Source organism: Serratia sp. JSRIV004 (genome assembly GCF_019968705.1).
In the GTDB taxonomy this organism is placed as follows: Bacteria; Pseudomonadota; Gammaproteobacteria; order Enterobacterales; family Enterobacteriaceae; genus Chania; species Chania fonticola_B.
Map to the genome: position 1 here is coordinate 3677709 of NZ_CP074140.1, position 15434 is coordinate 3693142.

The 15434-nt window shown below is 53.3% G+C and carries 9 protein-coding genes; 2 read left to right on the forward strand and 7 right to left on the reverse strand.

Features of this window, described 5'->3' with window-relative positions:
* The first annotated feature begins 240 nt into the window (after positions 1–240).
* Positions 241–1341 carry a sodium-potassium/proton antiporter ChaA gene (gene chaA, locus KGP21_RS17690; RefSeq protein ID WP_021180982.1) on the forward strand — a complete coding sequence of 367 codons (1101 nt, stop codon included), beginning with the start codon at positions 241–243 and terminating at the stop codon, positions 1339–1341.
* Positions 1342–1394: 53 nt separating this feature from the next.
* Here the strand turns inward: chaA and lpxO are convergent, their stop codons facing one another.
* The 7 genes from lpxO to putP form a co-directional block, all read right to left on the reverse strand.
* Positions 1395–2297: a lipid A hydroxylase LpxO gene (gene lpxO, locus KGP21_RS17695; RefSeq protein WP_021180981.1), complete on the reverse strand. Its 903-nt coding sequence runs from the start codon at positions 2295–2297 to the stop codon at positions 1395–1397.
* A 387-nt stretch (positions 2298–2684) separates the two neighbouring features.
* The gene (locus KGP21_RS17700) at positions 2685–3881 is read right to left on the reverse strand and encodes an MFS transporter (protein WP_094983050.1); all 1197 of its coding nucleotides are present in this window, start codon (positions 3879–3881) and stop codon (positions 2685–2687) included.
* 571 nt (positions 3882–4452) lie between these two features.
* On the reverse strand, positions 4453–5241 hold the full coding sequence (gene phoH / locus KGP21_RS17705; RefSeq protein WP_021180979.1) for a phosphate starvation-inducible protein PhoH: 789 nt from the start codon (positions 5239–5241) through the stop codon (positions 4453–4455).
* 631 nt (positions 5242–5872) lie between these two features.
* On the reverse strand, positions 5873–7168 hold the full coding sequence (gene efeB / locus KGP21_RS17710; protein ID WP_209555255.1) for an iron uptake transporter deferrochelatase/peroxidase subunit: 1296 nt from the start codon (positions 7166–7168) through the stop codon (positions 5873–5875).
* 11 nt (positions 7169–7179) lie between these two features.
* Complete coding sequence (gene efeO, locus KGP21_RS17715; RefSeq protein ID WP_223535915.1) at positions 7180–8313, reverse strand: iron uptake system protein EfeO; 1134 nt, start codon at positions 8311–8313, stop codon at positions 7180–7182.
* An 18-nt stretch (positions 8314–8331) separates the two neighbouring features.
* On the reverse strand, positions 8332–9177 hold the full coding sequence (efeU, locus tag KGP21_RS17720; protein ID WP_037375394.1) for an iron uptake transporter permease EfeU: 846 nt from the start codon (positions 9175–9177) through the stop codon (positions 8332–8334).
* Positions 9178–9415: 238 nt separating this feature from the next.
* Positions 9416–10894, reverse strand: coding sequence for a sodium/proline symporter PutP (putP, locus tag KGP21_RS17725; RefSeq protein ID WP_094983052.1), 1479 nt, complete (start codon positions 10892–10894; stop codon positions 9416–9418).
* 557 nt (positions 10895–11451) lie between these two features.
* On the opposite strand from putP, the gene putA reads away from it, so the two are divergent.
* On the forward strand, positions 11452–15423 hold the full coding sequence (gene putA / locus KGP21_RS17730; RefSeq protein ID WP_094983053.1) for a trifunctional transcriptional regulator/proline dehydrogenase/L-glutamate gamma-semialdehyde dehydrogenase: 3972 nt from the start codon (positions 11452–11454) through the stop codon (positions 15421–15423).
* The last annotated feature ends 11 nt before the right edge of the window (positions 15424–15434 follow it).

The following is a 15434-nucleotide window of genomic DNA, read 5'->3' on the forward strand; positions in this document are numbered from 1 at the left end:
ACACCTGGATTTTTACGTAAAAGTAAGTAAAAAAAACCGCATCGTATGCGGTTTTTTTGTTACTCTTATCACATAAAGCAAAGTTTTGCTTTCTAAAAACCAAACACAACATCACATTATTACTCGGCGTCATGCGCAGAGTGTATCCTATTATTATTAACAACTTTCTGGATACGCTGACCCTATCTGCAGGTGAACAGCGATGACGGGCCACGCAGTTTGAGAAGGAGATGTACCGTAATGAAGTCGCACAACGATCCTGGCCGATCCAAATCTCGCCACACAGAGTATTCCCTGATTTTCCCTATCGCCGCGTTGGTTGTGCTCAACCTGTGGAGCGGTACCAGCAGTTTCCCACTGATTGTGGCCATCAACATTATTGCCCTGGTCGGTATCCTCAGCAGTGCTTTCAGCGTGGTACGCCATGCAGACGTCCTGGCCCACCGCCTGGGCGAACCCTACGGCTCGCTGATCCTCAGCCTGTCGGTAGTGATCCTGGAAGTGAGCCTGATTTCGGCACTGATGGCAACCGGCGACGCGGCCCCGGCCCTGATGCGTGACACACTGTATTCAATTATCATGATTGTCACTGCCGGATTGGTTGGGGTTGCCCTGCTGCTCGGCGGGCGCAAGTTTGCTACCCAGTACGTTAACCTTGGCGGTATCAAACAATACCTGATGGCGATCCTCCCACTGGCGGTGATCGTGCTGGTGTTGCCAAGCGCCTTGCCTGGTGGCAACTTCAGCGTGGGCCAGTCACTGCTGGTTGCGGCCATCTCGGCGGCAATGTACGGCGTGTTCCTGCTGATCCAGACCAAAACCCACCAGAGCCTGTTTGTTTATGAACACGAAGATGACGATGGCGACCCGCACCACGGTAAACCCTCGTCGCACAGCAGCCTGTGGCATGCCGCCTGGTTGATCGTGCACCTGGTCGCGGTCATTGCCGTAACCAAATTCAACGCCAACCCGCTTGAAGGCTTGCTTACCAAGCTGAACGCACCAACCCAGTTCACCGGTTTCCTGGTTGCGTTGCTGATCCTGTCCCCGGAAGGGCTGGGTGCTCTGCGCGCGGTGTTGAACAATCAGGTGCAGCGCGCCATGAACCTGTTCTTCGGCTCGGTGCTGGCGACCATTTCACTGACGGTGCCAGCGGTAACGATTATTGCCACCCTGACTGGCCAGACGCTAATCTTCGGCCTGCAAGCACCGCATATGGTAGTGATGCTGACGGTGTTGATCTTGTGCCATATCTCGTTCTCTACCGGCAGAACCAACGTGTTAAACGGCACCGCGCACCTGGCACTGTTTGCCGCTTATATGATGACGATATTTGCCTGATAGCGGGTGGTTACAAAACATCAACGGGGCGCATTATTTGCGCCCCGTTCTATTTATAGTGCAAAGAAAATCAGTGCTGCAATCCCGCCAAACAGCAGCCATTTGATAATGTAATAGCCCGTCTTGTTCCAGGCTTTTAATCGCTTGCCAACCTTACGCACGGCATAGATATATTTGAACAGCCGATTGACGCCGCCGGTACGATCGCCCTCTTCATTCGGTGCTGTCGCAGCACTCATCAAATTACGTCCCAACCAGTGATTCACCGCCTGCGCCCAACGGTAACGCATCGGCCGCTCGATGTCGCAAAATAGGATCAGGCGGTTTTCCCCGCTCTGGTTTTCGGCATAGTGCAGATAGGTTTCATCGAACATCACCCCTTCACCATCGCGCCAACTGTAGCGTTCGCCATCCACTTCGATAAAGCAGCGGTCGTCATTCGGGGTGATCAACCCCAGGTGATAACGCAACGAACCGGCATAAGGGTCGCGGTGGCGTGGCAAGCGGCTGCCATGGGGTAATTCGGCAAACATCGCGGCCTTCACCGAAGGCAGGCTACGCAACAGCGCAGTGGTTTGCGGGCATAACGCCATTGCCGAAGGATGGTTATCCTCATACCACTTCAGGTAAAAGCGCTTCCAGCCGGTTTTGAAGAAGGAGTTGAATCCGGCGTCGTTAAATTTATCCGACGCCTTGATTTGCTGGATCTCCATCAGTTGCTGCCCTTCTTCCCGAATGGTCTGCCAGTTGTCACGCAGGATAATGAGATCGGGGAACTGCTCCGGTTGCAGGTAAGGCGTGGTCGGCACCCGTGAGAACAGGTACATAAACACGTTCAGCGGGGCGGTAAAGGTGGAATGGTCGGAAAGCTGACGCCAAAAGGGATAGCGAACACGGCCACGATAATGAATGTAAATAACGCACAAAATCAATAAGATAAGAATGATATATTTCATGATAACTTCAGAGCCCCAAAATACAACCATCAGTATGCAAGCACAGCACACAACCCAACGATTCCTTTAGCTCCGTTAAGATTGGTTTAACGGCCGCAAGACACCAATAATTAACGTTATTGAAACCAAAATTCTATACAAAAAGCCACAAAAACTTACACAAAGCTTAAACGAGAATGGGATTTACGCTAGGGAAAAATGGAGGTCGACGTCTTGCTCTGGTCATCGAGACCGCCCCCACTCACAGGGTTGAGGGATCCCCAGAAAAATTGAGACGAGAAGCTGGCGATTCTTCCCCTTAAATTTCGGTTTATCTATTGTTAGCGCCGTTTTCTCAAACTCAAGCTACCAGATAAACCATCAATAAGACCTCGCCTCATCCCGTTTTCATTGTTTTTTAATCATCCTCCCCTTCATCAGGTAAATAAGGAAGATAATCATAATCAGGCCAGACATGGCATTAACAACCCACCACCCACGTTCATTAATCATAAACATACCAACAGAGAAAGAAGCAACGAGATTACATAAATACGTCATTGATGAATTTAGTCCCTGTACCTTATGCTTTACTTCCGGTAGCGAGCATCTATTAATTAAAAATGTGCCACCGCTGAACATAAAACTCCAGCCAATACCAACGGCAATCAGCGAAATCAAGTAACCCATTGACGCATCAAGACAGAGTGCAACTAAAACACCCACCAGAAATAACAAAGCCCCTAACGCAATTAAATTAAACGTGCTTAACTTACTCAAAATAAACGGCAATAGTAATGCCGGTGCATACATGGCAAAAAAATGCCACTGTAAAACAACAGCACTTTGATTTATATCAAAATGAGCGTGATGCATGGCTAACGGTGCAGAGTTCATTAATAATGTCATTACAGCGAAACCTAACGCACAACTTAGCGTCCCAATGATAAAATCATTAGATCTAATCGTATGACGATAGAGATTACTCCCTGTATCAGAGTCGCTTGAGCTCTTTCCTTTAACAACCATCTCTGATTTTGGCAAAATTATAAACATTTGCGTCAGCAGCGTTAATACAAATACGGAAGCTGATATTAAAAACGTTCCAAGAAAAACATGATTACTAAACTGGTATGCACCTTGAGTTGCAAGAAATGGCCCTAACACGCCCCCAAGTATACCGCCACCAATGATAAACGAAGTGCATCGTTTTTTCATACTTTCACTGTCAAATACTTCAGCAGCCGCAAACCGGTAATATTGATTAAATACTGTCGCGCCGCCAATAATGAATGTAGAAAATACAAACAACGCGAAGGAGTGATAAAAAATAGCCGCTATAGCTAATATACTCCCAGCCAACCCAATTAAACTACCAATAGCAAATGCGGTTCTTCTCCCATACCTGCTCATTAAGAATGACGCATAGTAGACCATTAGCGCAGCCCCCAGAACAGTAGCAGTCACCGGTAGCGTTGTTAAATAGCTTACGGGCGACAGCATATTACCAGCCAATGTAGAGGTTAGCGTCAGCAACGAAATTATAGAACCAGTAAGCCCCTGTCCCAAAAAAAGCGCGGTCAATGTGATATATTCCTTATTCATAACAACCTCCTCCCGTTAGATTACTCATAAAATAACTTTGACCTTAACACAGACAAGTAAACCTCTTTAGTATCATTACTGTAAAAAAAAGGTTGCCCTCTAAACCTTAGCCAATCAAAGGCACTTTCTTGTGATAGGTAAACTTTTTTCACACCAGCTAATTGCAAAATCTCAAACTTTGTCCTGAATGAAATCGTGCCATCTGAAATAACCGCACAAACATGCTAATCCAATCAGTCGATGTGAACTCGATATTTGTGTCTTTTTTTGCTCCGCATTTATTTTCATCGTCATTCCTTATCGGCTCGTTGCAACCTTATTATTAGACCTCTTACCAACAAGAGTTACTGTAAAGCAATAGCTCACATAAAATTAACAATCAGTGCCTATAATTTAACCATTTTTGTGATTTTGATCAATTTTCGACCACCCAATAACAACAGAAAGCTTCGCGGATGCGAAACAACACCATGGGTACAGGTCGCTAAAAAAGAAGAACCCCACCTAAACAGTGGGGTTAGTTAGCAATCTGAAGGCCACCGAAGTGGCCTTTGGAAAACTATCAGACAAATTAATCGTAAGCATTAAGCGTGCGTTGGCACAAGGCAGAGCGCACACAGTCCTGTTTGTCGAAACGAATAATGCCGACCATCTCGTCCTCTTCGAAGCGCTCCAGCGCGTCGCTAAGGCCGGATTTCACACCGCGTGGCAAATCGCACTGGGTAATATCGCCGTTCACGATCACCGTGACGTTCTCACCCAGGCGGGTCAAAAACATCTTCATCTGGCTGGCCGTCACGTTCTGGGCCTCGTCCAGGATGACTACCGCATTTTCGAAGGTACGCCCGCGCATATAGGCGAAAGGCGCGATCTCTACCTTGCCAATTTCCGGGCGCAGGCAGTATTGCAAGAACGACGATCCTAAACGGCGTAGCAGAATGTCATACACCGGCCGGAAATAAGGGGCGAACTTCTCAGAGATATCCCCCGGCAAAAAGCCGAGATCTTCATCCGCCTGCAGAACCGGACGAGTGACGATAATCCGATCCACCTCTTTATGTATCAGGGCTTCAGCTGCCTTGGCAGCACTGATGAAGGTTTTACCGCAACCTGCCTCACCAGTGGCAAATATCAACAGCTTGTTTTCTATGGCTGATAAGTAATGACCTTGAGCTTCGGTTCTAGCCTCGATGGTAGAAGTATCCCGGCTGTCACGTGCCATGCCGATAGATTCCACACCACCCATTTGTACCAGCGAGGTCACGCTTTCTTCTTCACGCTGGCGATGACTACGAGCGTCACGACGAATGACGCGTTTGGCTTCACGACGTGCTTTGATCACTGCTTTCTGTCTTCCCATAGTGGCACCTTACAGTTTGTTTCACCTACCGCAGGGCAGCAAACACCGAGCGATTATGTTACACACGTATTAGGTTGTGGCCCCCTTTAAAGCCATAGAATGACGTAAACACCTAGCCGCCAAAAGGCGCGGCTCTTTTTCACAGAACAACGAGGTTGGTACAAAACAGGAGTGTGTGTCAGCCGGATTAATGCGAAAGGAAAGCCAAGAGTCGGTCAGAAATTGAGAGTCGTAGAGAGAGCCCTCGTTACAACGAGAAATCAGGGAAGGTATGTTATTTGTTGTTTGTAGCCCAACCAAGGACTTTACCATTAGCGATCCCCGCAGTGATATTTACAGCACTAAGCTGTGCACCGTGTGAAAACTACCGCCAGATGATTACAGTATAATGACATTCAACCGCGCCGCGTTGCTAAAATGTAAAAAAATTATTATTTTTTGTTTTAACCCGCTGCAACACCACTATATCAAAGCGAAAACGACTTGGCATTAAATTATTTTATCGTTAAATATCAATGTATTGATTTTAATCCCGGTGAATAACATTTAGGTTTCCGGATTAAAAATTGAGCATATAAAAAAGCGCAACCTTTGCGCTGCGCTTCTCTGTTATGCTGAAAAACTTAGCTGTTCAAGCCTGCAGCAAGCCGCTGGCCAAATAATCGCCACTCGTCTTGACGCCCGGTAGCACAAAGAAATAGCCGCCACCGATAGGTTTAACGTATTCCTCCAGCGCTTCACCGTTCAAGCGTTTCTGCACCGTCAGGAAACCCTGCTCCAAGTCAGCCTGGTAACAGACAAACAGCAGGCCCATCTCCAGTTGCCCCGAATTGGAAACGCCCAACGAATAACTGTAGCCACGGCGCAGCATCAGGCTGCTCTGGGTTTGCGGTGTGCGCGGGTTGGCCAGCCGAATATGGGCATCCATGCGGATCAGCTTACCTTCCGGGTCTTTGGCATAGTCCGGTTCATCATGCTCGTGCTTCATCCCCAACGGCGCACCGCTGTGTTTTTCACGGCCAAAGATGGTTTGCTGCTCCTGCAACGGCGTCCGATCCCAAAATTCGACGTGGAAACGAATAATACGCGCGGCCTGATAGCTACCGCCAACGGCCCAGGCAGGTTCCCCCGCCTTATCACCGACCCACACCACCTGATCCATCAACGGCTTATCGCTGGTTTTTGGGTTGGCGGTGCCGTCTTTGAAGCCCAGCAGGTTAATCGGCGTCTCTTTGCCCCGGCTGCGGGCCGAGTGAGCCGAGATAAAACCTTCCCGCTTCCAGCGCACGCTGAGCAAGTCTGGCGAATGCTTGATGATATCGCGCAGCGCGTGGATCACCGTTTCATTGGTATTGGCACAGATTTGCAGCACCAGGTCACCATGACACAGGGCAGCATCAAGTGAATCGTTGGGGAAACGCGTCATGGTTTGCAGGTGCAGCGGTTTCTGCGCCTGTAAGCCAAAGCGCTCATCAAACAGCGAGGTGCCAACGGAAACGGTGATGGTCAGATTATCGGGGTAGATCTCTGGCCCCATAATGCCCGAATCCAACGGTGGCAGCTTGGGATCGACCTCCGGAGCCTTACCGCCGCTGGTGAGGAAAGCGATACGGCTGGTCAACAGGCGAAATAGCCGTTCAAGATCCTGCTTGTTGGTCGCCAACACGTCGAAAGCCACCAGCATCATGGCCGCTTGCTGCGGCGTCAAAATACCGGCTTGGTGCTGGCCGTAGAACGGTTGTTTTTGCCAGCGTTCGTCCTGCGAGGTAGCCAGTGGCTCTTCTGCTGCCCGCGCCAGGGATGGCCCCGCCAACGCCAGAGCACCGCCCATCATGCCCAAACCCTGCAACAACCGCCTACGCGATGGCGAAGCGGCCTGCTCATCTTGAGGAAACGGCCCGTTATGCGGGCCGGTCTTGTTGTTCATCATGCTCAGCCTTAATCCAGACCCAGCACGCCACGCAGCTGTGACAGGTCTTCTGCCAGCGTAGTGATCGGCCCTTTCATCGCATTACGATCCGCGGTGGTCAGCTTCTCGTAAGACTCGTAACCCTCTGCGGTCTTGTATTTAGCCAGGATGATGTCGACGGTTTTAAAGTTGGCGTCGATCTTGGCCAGCAGTGGCTGGTTGGCCTTTTCCAACAGCGGACGCAACAGGTTGACAATCTTCTGGGCGCCATCAACGTTGGCCTGGAAATCCCACAGGTCGGTACGGCTGTAGCGATCCTCTTCACCGCTGATCTTGCTGGCCGCCACTTCTTCAATCAGGCCAGCAGCGCCACCCACCACTTTACTTGGCGGGAAGGTCAGTTCACCGATGCGTTTTTGCAATTCCAGCGTGTCTTTGTACAGACCATCGGCATACTCATTCATGCCCTTGGTGGTGTTATCGGCAAACAGCGCTTTCTCCAGACGGTGGAAGCCGGTGAATTTCGGATCTTCGGCTTTTTTCTCATAGTCGTCTTCACGGGCGTCGATGCTGCCGTCCAGATCGGAGAACAGCTCGGCAATCGGTTCGATACGCTCGTAGTGCTGACGGGTTGGCGCATAAAGCTTGCGGGCCTGGGCCACATCACCGGCTTTGATCGCATCGGTGAACAGCTTGGTCTGCTTGACCAGCCCTTCAACTTCCTTGGTGACATAGACTTTATATTCGGCAATCGGGCCAACCAGATCCATCACATTCGGTTTGCCATCAGCTACCGCACCCGCAGCCGTGACGACAAGCTTGCCTTTCGGGTTGCTCAACAGCCCACAGGTCATGTCGTATTCACCCGGCTCGAGGTTTGCCGTCATTTTCTGGGTGAAACCTGGCGCGATATTTTCACGCTCTTCCACCACCATCACGCCTTTGAGGATTTCCCACTCCAGGTTCTTCTGGCTGGTGTTATGCACCACAAACTGGGTTTTACCGGCGGGCAGGGTCAACTGCATCGGCTCACACTGTTTGTCGTTTACGGTCACCAAAACTCGAGGGATATCCGCCGCCAGCGCGTTGAGGCTCAGCGCGAAAGCAGGAACGGCCAGTAATGCGGCATGCAATGCCTTGCGGCGAAATAACGGAGTAGACATACGGGATTCCCTAGTAAATTAGTGATGTGTCTTGCGTTGCGCCGGGATCGCAGAGGATTCCGTACGCTGCGGCAGGAAAAAGAAAATCAGAGCAGGGATCAGATACAGGAAATAGACCGCCACTTCGCTGACCGATGGCGCTTCCTGATAGCCGAACACTCCCTCTAACAGGGTGCCCAGCAGTGAATGCGTGGATAGCTGGTTGCTGAGATCGAACGCGATGTCCTGGAAGTGGTTCCACAATCCAGCCTCGTGAAAGGCACGGATCGCCCCGGCGGCCAGGCCCGCAGCCACGAACAGAATAAACAGGCTGGTCCATTTGAAGAACTTGGCCAGGTGCAGTTTGATACCGCCCCAATAGATCAGCATGCCCACCACGATGGCGCACGCCAGCCCGAGCATCGCACCGATGGGCGCGGCAATGCCCACATCCTGCTGAAACGCAGCCAACAGAAAGAACACCGACTCCAGCCCCTCACGGGCAACGGCAAAAAACACCATCGCCACCAACGCCCACCCTTGCCTTTTACTCGAATTGAGGGCGTTATCGATCGCCCCTTCAAGATGCACCTTCACCGAGCGGGAAACCTTGCGCATCCAGAACACCATATAGGTCAGGATGCACACCGCCACCACCGCTACCAGCCCTTCGAACAGCTCTTGCTGTTTTTGCGGAAACTCGCCGGTGGTTTCATTGATGAAGATACCTAGCGCCAGGCACAGAGCAACGGCGACGATTACCCCAATCCATACCACACCAAGCCATTGACCGCGTTGAGTCCGCTTCAGATAGCTGGCGATCAAACTGACGATCAGCGCAGCCTCCAGCCCCTCACGGAACATGATAAGGAAAGGAACAAACATAGAATATTAACCCCTGAAAAGGCGTTTGTAGTCAGCCGCTGGCGCTGAGTAACCAGGCTGCGGCAATGTAAAGAAAAGTAAACCAGAACGATAGTGATTATCATTCTACTGAAAAGAAAAACAAGAGGCGGAAGTGTGATTTTTATTAATCAAATGTCGCTAGTTGTTACAGCTTGATGAGAGTCGTGAGGAGGAAAGCAGATCTCTCCCCGATTGACGGGGAGAGATTAAGGCGGATTTAGACCGTTTTGAACTCGGCTTCTGCCAGATCAAAACGTTTGGTGATAGTTGCCGAAGGCTGGCGGCCCATCAGGCTAACCACCACGATGGCGATACAGCCAAACACAAAGCCTGGAATGATTTCATACAGATCCAGCCAGGCGTACTGCTTCCAGACGATCACGGTGATCGCCCCAACCAGCATACCGGCCAGTGCGCCGTTACGGGTCATACGCGACCACAGTACCGAGATCAGCACCACCGGGCCAAATGCGGCACCAAAACCGGCCCAGGCATAGCTTACCAGACCCAGCACGCGGTTCTCCGGGTTAGCCGCCAGGGCAATCGCCACCAGCGCTACCACCAGCACCATCGCACGCCCTACCCACACCAGCTCACGCTGGCTGGCCCCTTTGCGCAAGAAGGCTTTGTACAGGTCTTCGGTGATCGCACTCGAACAAACCAGCAGCTGACAGCTCAAGGTGCTCATTACCGCCGCCAGAATGGCCGACAGCAGGATCCCGGCAATCCATGGGTTAAACAGCAACATGGCCAGTTCGATAAACACCCGCTCGCCGTTTTGCGTCACATTGCCCGCTTGATCCGGGTTATTGGCAAAGTAAGCAATGCCGAAGAAGCCAACCGCAATGGTCCCCGCCAGGCAGAGGATCATCCAGGTCATACTGATGCGGCGAGCGCTACGGATGGTGCGGTGGGAGTCCGCCGCCATAAAGCGCGCCAGAATATGCGGCTGCCCAAAGTAGCCCAGACCCCAGCCCAGCAACGACAGGATCGCTACCAGATTCAGCCCTTTCATCATATCCAGATTGGCCGGGTTTTTAGCCGCGATCACCAACATCGAACTGTCGATGCCGCCCACGGCGAAGATCACAATCACCGGAGTGAGGATCAGCGCAAAAATCATCAGGCTGGCCTGCACGGTATCGGTCCAACTGACCGCCAGAAACCCGCCAATAAAGGTATACAGGATAGTGGCGGCCGCCCCGGCCCACAGCGCGGTGGCGTAGGTCATACCGAAGGTGCTTTCAAACAGGCGCGCACCGGCCACAATGCCGGAAGCACAATAGATGGTGAAGAACACCAGGATCACGATGGCGGAAATCACCCGCAGCAGTTTGCTGTTATCTTCAAAACGGCTGGTGAAATAATCCGGCAGCGTCAAGGCGTTGTTGTTGGCTTCGGTATGGACGCGTAACCGTCCTGCCACCAGTTTCCAGTTCAGGTAGGCACCGATGGTCAGCCCGATGGCGATCCAGCTCTCAGAAATCCCGGAGAGGAAAATCGCGCCCGGTAAGCCCATCAGCAGCCAGCCGCTCATATCGGATGCCCCGGCAGAGAGCGCGGTTACCACGCTGCCCAGGCTGCGGCCACCCAGAATGTAGTCGTCAAAGTTGTTGGTGGCCCGATAGGCCAGCAGGCCGATCACCACCATCCCAAGGATGTAGACCACGAAGGTCACCAGCATAGGTGTGTTCATTATTTCAAACTCTCCACTTTTTATTCCCTTCTCCCTTTCAAGCCGCCGTATGTTAGCAGCCTCTTGAAAGTTATCGGGTATTTTTATGTCAGTAATTTCACCCGCCACGCGCCGGAACGGGGCGCATTGCGATGGTGGCGGATAAACAGCGTTTATACCCATCATGGTCTGAACGCTGGCTATCCTAGTTGAGGCAGTCAACAACCAACAAGAGATTTAACAAAAAAGTCACACGAAACTCACGCCAGGTCACATTTATTCGCTGTCAAGGTTGCACTCGTCACAGCCGAAACGAGTTGCACCTCTTACTTAACCCTGATTGACACAGGGAAATAAGCTAGTCTCACACCACGCCCCTGACTTATCTGCCCATAATCCGTAGCGCTCAAGATGTTAAAAATCGATGGAAGTCACACTTCGCCACGGCGCATATTTAACAAGGTTGCACAAAGTTGCAACATGCAGGATATTGTCGGCATCAATAACCTCATTACACGATGGTTCGCCCCCTAATCTGGCAGATTGGGAGGGGGTCCAAACACAGGAGTTGTATTGGCATGGGCACTACCACAATGGGCGTGAAGCTCGATGAAGCAACCCGCGATCGCATCAAGAGCGCGGCGCAACGGATTGACCGCACGCCACACTGGTTAATCAAGCAGGCTATTTTCAATTATCTTGAACGTCTGGAGAGTGGTTCCGATCTGCCAGAAATTCCTACGCTGGCCGCTGCCGGCCAGGCAGAAGCGGATGACGTCACGCCGCAGGTGCCTGAAGAGTCTCATCAACCCTTCCTTGAGTTTGCCGAACAGATCCTGCCGCAATCCGTCACTCGCGCAGCTATTACCGCTGCCTACCGCCGCCCGGAAACTGAAGCTGTGCCGATGCTGCTGGAACAGGCGCGTTTACCCGCCGATCTGGCACAGGCCACCCATAAACTGGCCTATGGCATTGCCGAAAAACTGCGTAACCAGAAGAGTGCCAACGGCCGTGCCGGTATGGTGCAAGGGTTGCTGCAGGAGTTCTCACTCTCTTCTCAGGAAGGGGTGGCTCTGATGTGCCTGGCCGAAGCGCTGCTGCGTATTCCAGACAAGCCAACGCGTGATGCGTTAATCCGCGACAAAATCAGCAACGGCAACTGGCACTCCCACCTTGGCCGCAGCCCTTCGCTGTTCGTCAACGCCGCAACCTGGGGCCTGCTGTTTACCGGCAAGCTGGTCTCTACCCATAATGAAGCCAATCTCTCCAGCGCCCTGAACCGCATCATCGGTAAGCGCGGCGAGCCGTTGATCCGCAAAGGGGTCGACATGGCGATGCGCCTGATGGGCGAGCAGTTTGTGACTGGTGAAACCATCGCCGAAGCGCTGGCCAACGCGCGCAAGCTGGAAGACAAAGGTTTCCGTTACTCTTACGACATGCTGGGTGAAGCCGCACTGACCGAAGCCGATGCCCAGGCTTACCTGGTTTCCTATCAGCAAGCCATCCACGCTATCGGCAAAGCCTCCAATGGCCGTGGCATCTATGAAGGCCCAGGCATCTCGATCAAACTTTCAGCGCTGCACCCACGTTACAGCCGCGCCCAGTACGATCGCGTGATGGAAGAGCTGTATCCACGCTTGCTGTCGCTGACGTTGCAGGCACGCCAATACGATATCGGCATCAATATCGACGCCGAAGAGGCCGATCGCCTGGAGATCTCCCTCGATCTGCTGGAAAAGCTGTGCTTTGAGCCACAGTTGGCCGGTTGGAACGGCATCGGCTTTGTTATTCAGGCTTACCAGAAGCGCTGCCCGTTTGCCATTGATGCGGTGATCGACATGGCCAGCCGCAGCCGTCGTCGCCTGATGATCCGCCTGGTTAAAGGCGCTTACTGGGACAGCGAAATCAAGCGCGCCCAGATGGATGGCCTGGAAGGCTACCCGGTGTATACCCGCAAAGTGTATACCGACGTTTCCTATCTGGCCTGCGCCCGCAAGCTGCTGGCGGTGCCGAACCTGATTTATCCGCAGTTTGCTACCCACAACGCCCACACGCTGAGCGCCATCTATCATCTGGCAGGCAATAACTACTATCCGGGCCAGTACGAATTCCAGTGTCTGCACGGCATGGGCGAACCGCTGTACGAACAGGTGGTAGGCAAAGTGGCCGACGGCAAGCTGAACCGCCCTTGCCGTATTTATGCGCCAGTCGGCACGCACGAAACGCTGCTGGCCTATCTGGTACGCCGTCTGTTGGAAAACGGGGCCAATACCTCATTCGTTAACCGTATCGCCGATGCCACCCTGCCGCTCGATGAACTGGTGGCCGATCCGGTCAGCGCGGTCGAGGCCATGGCGGCTAGCGAAGGCCGCATAGGTTTGCCACATCCGCGTATTCCGTTGCCGCGTGAGCTATATGGTGAAAAACGCGTTAACTCCAGCGGTCTGGATCTCGCCAACGAACAGCGGCTGGCTTCGCTGTCCAGCGCCCTGCTCACCAGCGCAAGCCAGCAATGGCGTGCTGAGCCGATGATCGATGCTCCGTTGGATCAAGGAGTTGAACAACCGGTGATCAACCCAGCCGAACCGGGTGATATTGTCGGCTATGTGCGTGAGGCCACCGAAGGTGAAGTCAGCCGTGCATTAGACTCTGCCGTCGCAGCCGGGCCGATCTGGTTTGCCACCCCACCTTCCGAACGTGCCGCCATTTTAGAACGCGCGGCAGAGCTGATGGAAAGCCAACTGCAAAGCCTGCTGGGGATCCTGGTGCGCGAAGCGGGTAAAACCTTCAATAACGCCATCTCAGAAGTCCGTGAGGCGGTAGATTTTCTGCATTACTATGCTGGCCAAGTGCGTGACGACTTCGCCAACGACAGCCATCGTCCGTTAGGCCCGGTAGTCTGCATCAGCCCGTGGAACTTCCCGCTGGCCATCTTCACCGGCCAGGTTGCCGCCGCCCTTGCTGCCGGTAACAGCGTGCTGGCAAAACCGGCGGAACAGACGCCGTTGGTCGCCGCTCAGGCGGTGCGTATCCTGCTTGAGGCTGGCATTCCTCAGGGCGTTCTGCAACTGTTGCCTGGCCAGGGTGAAACCGTAGGTTCCCTATTGGTCAATGATGCCCGCGTACGCGGCGTGATGTTCACCGGCTCTACCGACGTTGCGGGCATTCTGCAACGCAATATCGCAGGCCGTCTGGACCCTCAAGGCCGCCCAACCCCGTTGATTGCCGAAACCGGTGGTTTGAACGCGATGATCGTCGACTCTTCTGCCCTGACCGAACAGGTGGTGACCGACGTTGTGGCCTCTGCCTTCGACAGTGCCGGACAGCGTTGCTCTGCCCTGCGCATCCTGTGTGTGCAGGAAGACGTGGCAGAACACACCCTGAAAATGCTGCGCGGGGCGATGGCAGAATGCCGGATGGGTAATCCAGAACGCCTGTCTACTGACATTGGCCCGGTGATCGACGCCGAAGCCAAAACCGGCATTGAACGCCATATCCAGGCCATGCGGGCCAAAGGCCGCAAGGTTTATCAGGCGGCCAAAAGCCTGGGAGATGATGAGAAAGAGTGGGCTCGCGGCACCTTTGTGAAGCCAACGCTGATCGAACTGGAAAGCTTTGACGAGCTGCAAAAAGAGATCTTTGGCCCGGTGCTGCACGTCGTTCGCTTCCAGCGTGCCAATCTGGGCGCGTTGGTCGATCAGATCAATGCTTCAGGCTATGGTCTGACGCTGGGTATCCATACGCGTATCGATGAAACCATCGCCAGAGTCACCGATCATGCCAAGGTCGGTAACCTGTATGTCAACCGCAATATGGTGGGTGCAGTGGTAGGCGTGCAACCGTTTGGCGGCGAAGGCCTGTCTGGCACCGGGCCGAAAGCCGGTGGCCCGCTCTATCTGTACCGCCTGCTGGCCAGTCGTCCACAGGATGCCGTGCAGCGCACGCTGAATCGCCAGGATAACGAGCGTCCTCTGGAAGCCACCGTACGCCCTACGCTGCTTGTGCCGCATCAGGCCTTGGAACAATGGGCCGTGGCGGAGAACCATCGCGAGTTGGCCGTCCTGGCGCAACAATACGCCGAACTGGGCCAGGGTGGCACCGTACGTCCGCTGCCAGGCCCAACCGGGGAACGCAACACTTACGCCCTGCTGCCACGTGAACGCGTGCTGTGCCTGGCGGACAACAACGCCGATGCGCTGAACCAGTTGGCTGCCGTGCTGGCGGTTGGCAGCCAGGCGCTGTGGCCGGAGGCGGAATTGCAGCGTACGCTGTATCGCAGCTTGCCAGCCGCCGTACAGGCACGGATCGGTTTCACCAAGGATTGGGCGCAGGATAATGTCGAGTTTGATGCGGCCATCTATCACGGCGACGCCGATCAGCTGCGCACGCTGTGTGAGCAGATTGCTCAACGTAGCGGTGCTATTGTCTCGGTGCAGGGCTTTGCCCGCGGTGAAACCAATATCCTGTTGGAACGCCTGTTGATCGAACGTTCATTAAGCGTCAACACCGCCGCCGCCGGGGGTAACGCCAGCTTGATGACGATCGGTTAATCGCCAAATCG

Excerpts from the sequence above, each read along its gene's own strand:
- chaA (WP_021180982.1), top strand. The coding sequence starts at position 241 with ATGAAGTCGCACAACGATCCTGGCCGATCCAAATCTCGCCACACAGAG.
- lpxO (WP_021180981.1), bottom strand. The coding sequence starts at position 2,297 with ATGAAATATATCATTCTTATCTTATTGATTTTGTGCGTTATTTACATT.
- KGP21_RS17700 (WP_094983050.1), bottom strand. The coding sequence starts at position 3,881 with ATGAATAAGGAATATATCACATTGACCGCGCTTTTTTTGGGACAGGGG.
- phoH (WP_021180979.1), bottom strand. The coding sequence starts at position 5,241 with ATGGGAAGACAGAAAGCAGTGATCAAAGCACGTCGTGAAGCCAAACGC.
- efeB (WP_209555255.1), bottom strand. The coding sequence starts at position 7,168 with ATGAACAACAAGACCGGCCCGCATAACGGGCCGTTTCCTCAAGATGAG.
- efeO (WP_223535915.1), bottom strand. The coding sequence starts at position 8,313 with ATGTCTACTCCGTTATTTCGCCGCAAGGCATTGCATGCCGCATTACTG.
- efeU (WP_037375394.1), bottom strand. The coding sequence starts at position 9,177 with ATGTTTGTTCCTTTCCTTATCATGTTCCGTGAGGGGCTGGAGGCTGCG.
- putP (WP_094983052.1), bottom strand. The coding sequence starts at position 10,894 with ATGAACACACCTATGCTGGTGACCTTCGTGGTCTACATCCTTGGGATG.
- putA (WP_094983053.1), top strand. The coding sequence starts at position 11,452 with ATGGGCACTACCACAATGGGCGTGAAGCTCGATGAAGCAACCCGCGAT.